The sequence below is a fragment of the Shewanella sp. S1-58-MNA-CIBAN-0166 genome (genome assembly GCF_040310085.1).
Classification (GTDB): domain Bacteria; phylum Pseudomonadota; class Gammaproteobacteria; order Enterobacterales; family Shewanellaceae; genus Shewanella.
In genome coordinates this window covers 231,637-242,910 of sequence record NZ_JBEOPN010000003.1, presented here as the reverse complement: position 1 = coordinate 242,910, position 11,274 = coordinate 231,637, and the positions used below count along the sequence as shown (strand labels likewise).

Annotated in this window: 8 protein-coding genes and 1 rRNA gene; 1 reads left to right on the top strand and 8 read right to left on the bottom strand. The window is 43.3% G+C overall.

Annotation, left to right across the window (positions count from 1 at the left end):
* The 3 genes from AAEY99_RS03860 to AAEY99_RS03850 all read right to left on the bottom strand — a co-directional run.
* Positions 1-553: ribosomal RNA gene (locus tag AAEY99_RS03860) — 16S ribosomal RNA — on the bottom strand; the annotation flags it as partial.
* Positions 554-1,205: 652 nt separating this feature from the next.
* Positions 1,206-3,926, bottom strand: a complete 2,721-nt coding sequence (gene secA, locus AAEY99_RS03855; protein ID WP_162024087.1) for a preprotein translocase subunit SecA — start codon at positions 3,924-3,926, stop codon at positions 1,206-1,208.
* 58 nt (positions 3,927-3,984) lie between these two features.
* Positions 3,985-4,884 (bottom strand): M23 family metallopeptidase, encoded by a 900-nt coding sequence (locus tag AAEY99_RS03850; RefSeq protein ID WP_101088496.1) that lies wholly within the window; start codon positions 4,882-4,884, stop codon positions 3,985-3,987.
* A gap of 27 nt (positions 4,885-4,911) precedes the next feature.
* Between AAEY99_RS03850 and AAEY99_RS03845 the strand changes: the two genes are divergently transcribed.
* The gene (locus tag AAEY99_RS03845; protein ID WP_101088497.1) at positions 4,912-5,364 is read left to right on the top strand and encodes a DUF721 domain-containing protein; all 453 of its coding nucleotides are present in this window, start codon (positions 4,912-4,914) and stop codon (positions 5,362-5,364) included.
* A 4-nt stretch (positions 5,365-5,368) separates the two neighbouring features.
* Here the strand turns inward: AAEY99_RS03845 and lpxC are convergent, their stop codons facing one another.
* From lpxC to murC, 5 genes are all read right to left on the bottom strand, one after another.
* Positions 5,369-6,289, bottom strand: coding sequence for a UDP-3-O-acyl-N-acetylglucosamine deacetylase (gene lpxC / locus AAEY99_RS03840; RefSeq protein WP_011639209.1), 921 nt, complete (start codon positions 6,287-6,289; stop codon positions 5,369-5,371).
* Positions 6,290-6,499: 210 nt separating this feature from the next.
* Positions 6,500-7,666 (bottom strand): cell division protein FtsZ, encoded by a 1,167-nt coding sequence (gene ftsZ / locus AAEY99_RS03835; RefSeq protein ID WP_011639210.1) that lies wholly within the window; start codon positions 7,664-7,666, stop codon positions 6,500-6,502.
* A gap of 26 nt (positions 7,667-7,692) precedes the next feature.
* On the bottom strand, positions 7,693-8,928 hold the full coding sequence (gene ftsA, locus AAEY99_RS03830; RefSeq protein WP_101088499.1) for a cell division protein FtsA: 1,236 nt from the start codon (positions 8,926-8,928) through the stop codon (positions 7,693-7,695).
* A complete protein-coding gene (locus AAEY99_RS03825) occupies positions 8,925-9,695 on the bottom strand; it encodes a cell division protein FtsQ/DivIB (RefSeq protein WP_101088500.1) in 771 nt (256 codons plus the stop codon). The genes ftsA and AAEY99_RS03825 overlap by 4 nt, the downstream gene beginning before the upstream one ends.
* A 121-nt stretch (positions 9,696-9,816) precedes the next feature.
* A complete protein-coding gene (gene murC, locus AAEY99_RS03820; RefSeq protein WP_101088501.1) occupies positions 9,817-11,274 on the bottom strand; it encodes a UDP-N-acetylmuramate--L-alanine ligase in 1,458 nt (485 codons plus the stop codon).

The following is an 11,274-nucleotide window of genomic DNA, read 5'->3' as shown; positions in this document are numbered from 1 at the left end:
TAACGCTCGGACCCTCCGTATTACCGCGGCTGCTGGCACGGAGTTAGCCGGTCCTTCTTCTGTAGGTAACGTCACAGCAATGTGCTATTAACACACCACCTTTCCTCCCTACTGAAAGTGCTTTACAACCCGAAGGCCTTCTTCACACACGCGGCATGGCTGCATCAGGGTTTCCCCCATTGTGCAATATTCCCCACTGCTGCCTCCCGTAGGAGTCTGGGCCGTGTCTCAGTCCCAGTGTGGCTGATCATCCTCTCAGAACAGCTAGGGATCGTCGCCTTGGTGAGCCATTACCTCACCAACTAGCTAATCCCACCTAGGTTCATCCAATCGCGGAAGGCCCGAAGGTCCCCTCCTTTCCCCCGTAGGGCGTATGCGGTATTAGCAGTCGTTTCCAACTGTTATCCCCCTCGACTGGGCAGATCCCTAGGCATTACTCACCCGTCCGCCGCTCGTCACCTCAGGAGCAAGCTCCCTTGTGTTACCGCTCGACTTGCATGTGTTAGGCCTGCCGCCAGCGTTCAATCTGAGCCATGATCAAACTCTTCAATTAAAGTTCTTTTGAAAACCCCACTCTTATAAATAAGAACGACGCTTTCGGCTCAATGAATTCTGATTTCATTAATTAGACTCGGAAGAATCTAAATAATGTTTGTACATATTACTATGAACACTCATCGTTGCATTGAGTTGTAATTTTTTGATTGCCAACATTCCGAAGAACAGAAGACAATTTCGAATAACTCAATACCTGTGAATGTCCACACAGATTACTTGATAAATTGTTAAAGAGCTTGATGTCGATTTTTCAGACATCGCCGTCAGACGCTAGGTCGTTGGCTTGGGCTGCGTATTCTACGCATTCCCTTTATTGCGTCAAGTGTTTTTTCAAACTTCTTTTCGCCTGTTACTAACACCACTAAGTAGTTGTTAATAACGCTAACCGGTTTTCGCTTTCGCTGTATGCCGTGTCAGTGGATGCGCATTATAGGCAGCTTAAGATTTAGTGCAAGCGCTTTTGTGCAAAAAAATGATCTTTTTATGATCTTTTATTCATTTGAGCACTTAACTACATGATACCCACTATTTACCCCCAAAGTTATCCACAAAGGGTGAGATTATCAGTCAGTTTTATTATCCCAGAAACAAAAAAGGTAGCGAATAATCGCTACCTTTTTTATCTAACATCAATAGTGAACAGAGAGTTAACTGAGTTTACCGTGACATTGTTTGTACTTTTGTCCTGAACCACATGGGCACGGATCGTTACGGCCTATTTTCTCACCTTCACGGATGACTGTTTTAGGCGCTTCTATTTGTTGCTCTGCTGTATCACTTAATGCTTCTGCTGCTGCGTGTTGATAAGCCAGTTTAATCTTTGCATCTTCATCACGGCGACGCTGCTCCATTTCATCAACATCTGACTGCGCTTGAACTTGCACTTTAGACAGTACACTTATCACGTCATTTTTCAGTGTTTCAAGCAATTGTTGGAATAATTCAAACGATTCACGCTTATATTCTTGCTTTGGATTTTTCTGTGCATAACCGCGTAAATGAATACCTTGGCGTAAGTGATCCATGGCAGCTAAGTGCTCTTTCCAGAGTCCATCTAGTGTTTGCAGCATTACCGCTTTTTCAAATTGACGTAATACTTGTGCACCGACCATCTCTTCTTTAGCTTTATATAATTCACTCCATGACGTTAGAATCCGTTCGCGTAACGTTTCTTCATGCAGATTATCATCTTGATCTAACCATTCTTGAATTGTTAGCTTTAGGCCAAATTCATTACCAAGGCGTTGTTCAAGCCCCGGTACATCCCAAAGTTCTTCAAGTGATTGCGGTGGAATATATTGATCGACAATTCCACTTATCACATCTTGTTCGATATTCTGGATAGTGTCTTGAATACTTTCAGCATCCATTAGCTCGTTACGCTGTGCATAGACAACTTGACGTTGATCGTTAGCGACATCATCATATTCGAGCAATTGCTTACGGATATCAAAGTTACGAGCTTCAACTTTACGTTGAGCGTTTTCAATAGCACGTGATACCCAAGGATGCTCAATAGCCTCACCTTCTTCCATACCGAGCTTTTTCATCATGCCAGATACTCGATCTGAAGCGAAGATACGCATTAAGCTATCTTCCATCGACAAGTAAAAACGTGAAGAACCCGCATCACCTTGACGACCAGCACGACCGCGTAACTGATTATCGATACGACGAGATTCGTGACGTTCTGTACCTAGGATGTGCAAACCACCTGCAGCAAGCACTTCATCATGACGTATTTTCCAGTCAGCTTTAATCTTAGCTTTCTGTTCTGCCGTTGGATTATCTAGCGCTTCAATTTCCATGTTCCAGTTACCGCCTAATACGATATCTGTACCACGGCCAGCCATGTTAGTTGCAATAGTCACAGCACCTAAACTACCGGCTTGAGCAACAATCTCTGCTTCTTTTTCATGGAACTTAGCATTAAGCACGCTATGCGGAATGTTAGCTTTTTTCAATAATGAGTTAAGTAGTTCTGATTGTTCAATAGAGACAGTACCCACTAATACCGGTTGGCCACGTTCACGACAACCTTCGATATCTTTAATAATCGCTGCATATTTTTCTGGCGCGGTAAGATAGACCAAGTCGGCCATATCTTTACGAACCATTGGGCGATTTGTAGGAACAACAACGGTATCTAAACCATAGATATGTTGAAATTCGAATGCTTCGGTATCTGCTGTACCTGTCATACCGGCAAGCTTTTCATACTGTCTGAAATAATTTTGGAAAGTGATAGAAGCCAGAGTTTGGTTTTCATTCTGGATTTTAGCGCCTTCTTTGGCTTCGACAGCTTGATGCAAGCCTTCTGACCATCTACGACCAGGCATAGTACGGCCTGTATGTTCGTCGACAATAATAACTTCATCGTCTTGTACAATATAGTCGATATCTTTTTCAAACAAGGTATGTGCGCGAAGTGCCGCATGAACATGATGCAATAACGAAATGTTCGTCGCAGAATAGAGCGAGTCACCTTCGGCTAACATGCCTTTTTCAATTAATAGCTGTTCAACTTTTTCTTGACCACGTTCAGTTAAATGAACCTGTTTACCCTTTTCGTCAATACTATAGTCACCTTCACCAACATAGTCTTCGGTGTCTTCTTTGTCTTGAGCGATGAGACTTGGGATCAATAAATTAATTTTGGCGTATAATTCAGAGCTGTCTTCTGCCGCACCAGAAATAATCAATGGTGTACGGGCTTCATCAATTAGAATTGAATCGACTTCATCAATAAGGGCATAGTGCAATGGTCGCTGAACGCGCTCTTGTGGAGAAAACGCCATGTTGTCGCGAAGGTAGTCAAAACCAAATTCATTATTAGTACCGTAGGTAATATCTGCGTTGTAGGCTTCTTTCTTTTCGAATGAACCTAAACCAGCAATGTTAATTCCGACACTTAAACCTAAAAACTCAAATAATGGACGGTTATTCTCAGCATCTCGTGTAGCTAAGTAATCGTTCACAGTAATGATGTGAACACCTTTGCCCGTTATGCCGTTAAGGTAAGCTGGCAAAGTTGCCGTTAGAGTTTTACCTTCACCGGTTCGCATTTCAGCAATACGATTGCTGTCTAAAACCATGCCGCCGAGTAATTGAACATCAAACGGACGCATGTCGAACACACGCTTTGATGCTTCACGTACAACAGCAAATGCTTCTGCCATGATGTTATCTAAGGTTTCGCCATTTTCTAAACGTGTGCGGAACTCTGTCGTTTTTGCTTTGAGTTCTTCATCAGAAAGCTTTTCGTAATCAGCTTCTAATGCATTAATTTGAATAACAATTTTTCCAAGATTTTTCAGGGTGCGGTCGTTGCGACTTCCGAATACTTTTGTCAGTAGTTTGCCTAACATCTTAATCACTTATCTGTTGTAGGTTTGGCTCATTTGAGCGCATTAACCGTTAATATTATTAACTTGCTTTGCGGTAAACGTATTTCTGTGGATCTATTTGTTGTTTACCACGCAGCACTTCGTAATGCACATGGGGGCCGGTTGAACGGCCTGTGCTTCCCATACTGGCAATTTTATCGCCTTTGGCAACGACGTCACCTACGTTTACTGACAGAGATTTATTATGTCCATAGCGAGTGCGAAGACCATTACCATGATCTATTTCGACTAACTCACCATATCCAAGCATGCTTCCTGACCATGTTACAACGCCTGCAGCAGTAGTTGTAACATCTGCCCCTTCTTTGCCGGCAAAATCAATACCTTTATGCATTGTTCGTCGGCCACTAAAAGGGTCATTTCGTAAACCATAGGGCGAAGATAACCAACCTTTATCGATTGGCCGCCCTGATATATAACGCTCTTCATCTATATGGAGATTAGATGCTACTGTTTCAAGTAGTGATAGCTGAACGTTATTATTATCAATTCTAGACGCCAACTTATTCATTTCATCGATAAGCTGGCTTAATTCGACACCATTGCCGATTTCGCTTAACCCGCCGATACCAACTTCTGTAGAGAAATCAAATTGGTCATCAAGGAGATTATTTTGCGCTACTTGCTGCCCTAGGGCTTCAAGTCGGGTGATTTTGGCCTGCATTTTTGCCACATGAGCAACCAAAGTTGCCAGCTGGGTTTCTGTTGCAGTTTTGAGTTCTACCACTTGTTGCTTTTGCTGTTGGCGAAGCTGTTTATTTTCATCAACTTTCGCTTGTTGGTTAGCAAAACGCTCAGTGCTATATTGATATATTCCTGTGCCAGTGGCCATCAGAATAATAGGTAGGAGTAACCAACGCTTACTAGGTTGCCAGCGCGTTACACCATTTCGACCTTGGATAAAAACTGTTACACTCATAGCCTAATTCAGCCATCTTATTATCATATGAAAAAGCCCCCTCAAGATCTCAGCAATTTAGTTCATTTGTCTGGGAGACTGCCTGAACTGGCCGAGAAAGCAGAACTACTTAATAATCTGAATCGATATGTCAAACAGACGTTAAATGGTCCTGTGGCAGAGCAGCTAAAAGTTGCTAATATCCGCCAGGGTGTTCTTGTTATTGAAACGACATCTGCAGCATGGGCTGCAAGAATAAACTTTCAAAAGCAGAAGCTATTAAAACAACTTCAAACTGACACACTTCCGATGCTTACCGCTATAGAGGTGAAAGTCAATCCTGGGCTTGCCTTAGCAAAACCACAATCTCAACCTAATCAAAATGTGATCAGCACCACTGCAGCACAACATATTGAAGCATTAGCTGCACATGTTGATGGTTCTTTAGGTGAAAAACTAAAACGGCTGGCTGCATTAGCCAGCCGTAATAGGCAATCTTAACTGATTAAACGTGCGCTAACGCACCTGGAACCATGAAGCTGACAGGCACATCAGCCTCTTTATCAAAGCTTACCAACTCCCACGCATCTTGCTGAGCAAGTAATGCACGCACAAGTTGGTTGTTTAACGCATGACCAGTTTTATAAGCTGAAAATTCGCCGACGATGGCATGACCAGCAACATATAAGTCACCAAATGCATCGAGGATTTTATGCTTAACGAATTCGTCTTCATAACGCAGACCATCAGGGTTTAATACACGATATTCGTCAAGTACAACGGCATTTTCCATGCTGCCACCTAGTGCAAGATTATTCGCACGTAGGTATTCAATATCTCGCATAAAACCAAATGTTCTGGCACGACTAATGTCTTTCACAAACGCTGATGTCGAAAAGTCCATCACCATGTGTTGTTGACTACGAGCAATTTCTGGATGATCAAAGTCAATTCTAAAATCAACTCTAAAGCCTTTAAAAGGTTTTAACTCAGCCCATTTATCGCCATCTTCAACACGCACAGGTTTGATGATTTTTAGGTATTTTTTAGCTGCAGCTTGTTCTTTAATTCCTGCACTTTGCAGTAAGAACACAAATGGGCTTGCACTGCCATCCATAATCGGGATTTCTGGTGCATCGACTTCGATAATTGCATTATCGATGCCTAAGCCGGCAAGTGCCGCAAACAAATGCTCAATGGTTGATATTCTAATCCCAGCATCGTTTACAAGGGCGGTACACATTGTTGTTTCACGAACCATATCAGCTTTGGCTGGGATAGACACAGCAGGGCTAAGATCGGTACGTTTTAGTACAATCCCTGTATTCACTGGTGCGGGCATAATGCATAGAGTCACTTTGTTGCCGGAATGTAATCCGACCCCAGTGCTCTTCACCATTTTTTGAACAGTTCTTTGAAAAATCATTCAGTCGCCCATAAATATCAATATTAAACAAATAGTTGCAAAAATAGCCTTAGGCTATCATGCATAACTGGTACAACATGCTACCATAAATTTAGCTTTTCACAAAAAAAACGCCAAACACAGAGTAAATGTATAAACCTGCTTGCAAAATAACCTTTTTCGCACACTTCGCTCATTAATCACGCAAAAACATAACGTTTTATCCGTGTATTAATCAGCTTGCTTACGCAAAAATGCCGGAATATCAAGATAGTCAGCATCAGTACGCTGTACAGGTTGAGGCTGCGGAACAGCATTACCTTTTGGCGCAGCGTAACTTTGTTGTGTCATCACATCTTCAACAGGTTCTGGACGCGGCTCTATTACAACAGGTTCTGGACGAGCAACAGGCTTAGACACTAATTGAATGTCTGGCTTTTTCTCTGCGCCGATACCTGTAGCAACAACAGTTACACGTAACTCATCACTCATTTCTGGATCAATGACAGCACCAACTACAACAGTGGCATTGTCAGATGCATAAGCTTTAACGTGGTTACCCACAGTTTCAAGCTCTTCGATAGTGATATCCATACCTGCTGTGATGTTAACTAACACACCGCGCGCACCGGCTAAGTCGATATCTTCAAGTAATGGGCTAGCCACAGCAGCTTCTGCAGCTTCTTCAGCGCGATCATCACCACGAGCAACACCGGTACCCATCATGGCATTACCCATTTCGGACATAACGGTTTTCACATCGGCGAAATCGACGTTGATTAGACCAGGACGAGTAATTAGCTCAGCAATACCTTGAACAGCACCAAGTAATACATTGTTAGCTGCAGCAAAAGCATCAAGCAATGAAGTACCACGACCCAATACTTTTAATAGCTTTTCATTGGGGATCGTAATTAACGAATCCACATGTTTAGCTAACTCGGCAATACCAAGTTCTGCATAGGCCATGCGCTTTTTACCTTCAAAAGGAAAAGGCTTGGTCACAACTGCAACGGTTAAAATACCTTCTTCACGGGCAATTTCTGCCACAACAGGAGCAGCACCAGTACCGGTACCACCACCCATGCCGGCAGCGATAAAGATCATGTCAGACCCTTTAATTGCAGCACGAATATTCTCGCGGTCTTCTTCAGCGGCTTGACGGCCCACATCTGGGTTTGCGCCCGCACCGAGACCTTTAGTCACGTCGCGGCCAAGCTGAATAGTTGAACCAGCACTTGATTTACGTAGTGCTTGTGCATCTGTATTGGTAACGATAAATTCAACACCTTCGATGCTGTGTTTTACCATATGTTCGACCGCGTTTCCGCCGCCGCCACCGACGCCGATGACTTTAATCACCGCTTCGTCTGAATGTGTATCCATGATCTCAAACATTGTCTGATCTCCATTTGTCTGCGTTATTAAAATTCACCCTTAAACCAACTTTTGACCCGATTCAAAAAGCTGGTAACCCCTTGGCGCTCAGGTCGTTCGAACTGTCGTTCGATGACTCGTCTTGCGCCATAATGAAGCAACCCTATTCCTGTTGAATAAATAGGTTGATCAACATATTCGTATAACCCTTTTACTGGTAGCGGTGATGCGACACGAACTGGCATACCAAAGGTTGCTTCAGCAATATCAACGGCACCCGATATCGAGGACGTTCCTCCAGTAAGCACAATCCCTGCTGCAATTTGATCTTCTAGACCGCTATCTTGTAACTGCTTAAGCACAAGCTCAAACAATTCTTGATATCTTGGCTCTACCACTTCTGCCAGAGTATGGCGTGACATGCTACGTGAAGGACGACCACCCACTGACGGTACTTCAATACTGTCTTCACGGCTTACCGTAGAACTTCTGGCACTGGCAAACTGCACTTTTATTTGTTCAGCATGCGTTAACGGTGTTCTGAATATCTTGGCGATGTCACTTGTGACTTGGTTACCCGCTACCGGAATAACTGCACAATGACGTAATGCGCCGTTGGTATATACAGCAATATCGGTTGTGCCACCACCAATATCAACAATACACACGCCTAAATCTTTCTCATCATTTGTGAGCACAGAGTCTGCAGAAGCGATGCCCGAAAATACCAAATCATCTACTTTTAAACCGCAACGCTCGACACTCTTAGTAATGTTTTTGGCCATATCATTAGCACAAGTAACAATATGAGCTTTGGCTTCCATACGCATGCCCGACATACCAATTGGGCTCTTAATGCCGTCTTGAACGTCAATTGAATACTCTTGCGGCAATACATGCAAAATACGACGTTCTGTCGGGATCTTAACCGAGCGTGCGGTATGGATTACATTATCGACGTCTTCTTGGGTGACTTCTTCGTCGTTAATCGACACCATGCCATTTTCATTTTGGCAGGCAATATGTTTACCCGAAATACTTAAGTACACCGATGAAACCTGGCAATCAGCCATCAACTCGGCTTGATCTAACGCCCGTTGCACACTGCGCACTATAGAGTCGAGATCATTCACGCCGCCTTTATCCATGCCGCGAGAAGGATGATTACCTAAACCAATGACACTAATCTCACCATCAGGTAATACTTCACCAATGATCACTGCGACCTTGGATGTCCCTATATCTAACCCCACGATGAGGTTTCTTTCCTGATTTTTGGTCATTTATTGTCGACTCTCTTTTTTGAATCATCCCAACCTACGGCGAACCCGGTATCGTAACGTAAATCAACGGTCGCAATTGGTTTTTCACTTTGCTTCAAAGTTGGATACACATTAATAAAGCGTTGTATCCGTGACATTTTATCTTCTCGCCCAAGCTCTATTTCAATTCCGTTAGCCAGTACAGCATGCCACGCATGGCGAGGACTTAAGCGTAAACTGACCAACTTAAACTCGTTTATTGTCAATAAATCATCTAACTGCTGGTAGCTGGTCAATACTTCTATTTCAGTCCCTTCAGGGCCAGATAACTTGGGTAAGGCATCATGTTCTGAATGCGCAAACGCATCAAAAACCTCACCGTTAATATTAAGCCAAGACACTTCGTTCCAATGCGCTACAGCTTGTTGTTCTTGTAAGGTAACCTTAAACTTTGCCGGCCATTCTCGTCTTACTGATGCATGATAAACCCACGGCAATGCTTCTAATGCTTTTTGTACATCCACCACATCTGCGCTAAAAAAACTACTTTGCATTAATGACTGTAATGCATTTTTAATTTCGTCATCGGTGGTATAAATTCGCTCACCTTTAATAGCAACCGCTTCAATAGGCAATGCATCAGCATCGTTTAACAACTCGTGTAGTTGCACACAACCCCAAACAACGGTGCCAAGCACACTGCATAAAAACACTACACCAGTGCAAAAATACCAATTAACACGAGCTAATTTATGTTTTAGTTGCCGCCCTTTATCGCTCCACGACACCTTAAATCCGCCTCTGACGTTGTTCCGGAGTTAACTCCAAAAGATCGGTCATTATATAGACCAATTCATAAGGTTTAAAGCTCGATTTTCACACACAATAATTGGTGAAAAATCAATCACTTTATTGCTCTTCTACAAGCACTTTACAACCCAAATTATTCTGAGCTAATTCTTTCGATAAAGCACCAATATTACCCGCACCCTGGGTCATAAATAAATCCCCATGTTGCAACACATCAGGTAAAACTGCCGCTAGTTGATCTGGACTGGCGACAAAAATAGGGTCTATTTGACCTCGTAATCTAATTGAACGGCATAAAGCCCGCCCATCGGCACCCGGGATAGGAGCTTCACCCGCTGCATAAACATCTAATAATAATAAACAATCTACCTGCGACAATACATCGACAAAGTCTTCATATAAGTCGCGCGTACGGCTGTAACGATGCGGTTGATATGCCATCACTAAACGTTTGTCTGGCCAACCTGCTCGCGCTGCTTTAATCGTTGCTAATACTTCACTTGGATGATGGCCGTAGTCGTCCACGAGCATGACACTGCCATTAGGTGTTTCAAATTCACCTAAATGCTGAAAACGACGACCTATACCTTCAAACTCTGCAAGTGCTTGTACAATCGCACTATCATCGATGTCATCTTCACTGGCGACAGCAATCGCGGCTAAAGCGTTAAGAACGTTATGTTCACCTGGCAAATTAAGTACAATATCAACATTATCTTTGCCATGACGCTTAACCGTAAAGCTTGACTGGTGACCATTTTGTGCAAAATTAATCGCCTGGACATCAGCCTCTTCACTGAAACCATAGGTCACAACTTGGCGGCCAATACGTGGCATAATTTCGCGGATCACTTCATCATCAATACACATTACTGCGACGCCATAAAACGGCAGATTATGTAAAAAATCGATAAAAGTGGTTTTCAGTTTCTCAAAGTCGCCACCATATGTATCCATGTGATCGGCTTCGATATTGGTGATCACACTGACCATTGGTTGCAAATGCAAAAAGCTTGCATCGCTTTCATCTGCTTCAGCAATAAGGTAACGACTGGTGCCTAGGCGTGCATTGGTACCTGCGCTATTAAGTAAACCACCAATCACAAATGTTGGATCACGGCCAGCTTGACCATAGACACTGGCAATTAAGCTCGTCGTGGTGGTTTTACCATGAGTGCCGGCAATCGCAACACCATGACGATAGCGCATTAACTCAGCCAGCATTTCTGCACGGCGTACAATCGGAATACGTAATTCTTTAGCGGCAATAATCTCAGGATTTTGCGGGTTAATGGCAGTCGAAACAACAACAACATCAACCTGTTCAACGCTTTGGGCCTGATGGCCAATAATGATTTTTGCGCCAAGACTCGCCAAACGCTCAGTTACGCTATTGATAGCGATATCTGAGCCGCTTATTTGATAACCTTCGTTCACAAGCACTTCCGCAATACCACCCATGCCAGCACCACCGATGCCAACAAAATGAATGCGCTTAATCCGTCTCATTTCAGGGATCATGCTACGAAGCTGTGCGTATCTTTCTGTCTTAGTCAT

Bases quoted from the DNA above. Each gene is read 5' to 3' on its own strand.
- AAEY99_RS03850 (WP_101088496.1), bottom strand. From the start codon at position 4,884: ATGAGTGTAACAGTTTTTATCCAAGGTCGAAATGGTGTAACGCGCTGG.
- AAEY99_RS03845 (WP_101088497.1), top strand. From the start codon at position 4,912: ATGAAAAAGCCCCCTCAAGATCTCAGCAATTTAGTTCATTTGTCTGGG.
- ftsZ (WP_011639210.1), bottom strand. From the start codon at position 7,666: ATGTTTGAGATCATGGATACACATTCAGACGAAGCGGTGATTAAAGTC.
- ftsA (WP_101088499.1), bottom strand. From the start codon at position 8,928: ATGACCAAAAATCAGGAAAGAAACCTCATCGTGGGGTTAGATATAGGG.
- lpxC (WP_011639209.1), bottom strand. From the start codon at position 6,289: ATGATTTTTCAAAGAACTGTTCAAAAAATGGTGAAGAGCACTGGGGTC.
- secA (WP_162024087.1), bottom strand. From the start codon at position 3,926: ATGTTAGGCAAACTACTGACAAAAGTATTCGGAAGTCGCAACGACCGC.
- murC (WP_101088501.1), bottom strand. From the start codon at position 11,274: ATGACTAAGACAGAAAGATACGCACAGCTTCGTAGCATGATCCCTGAA.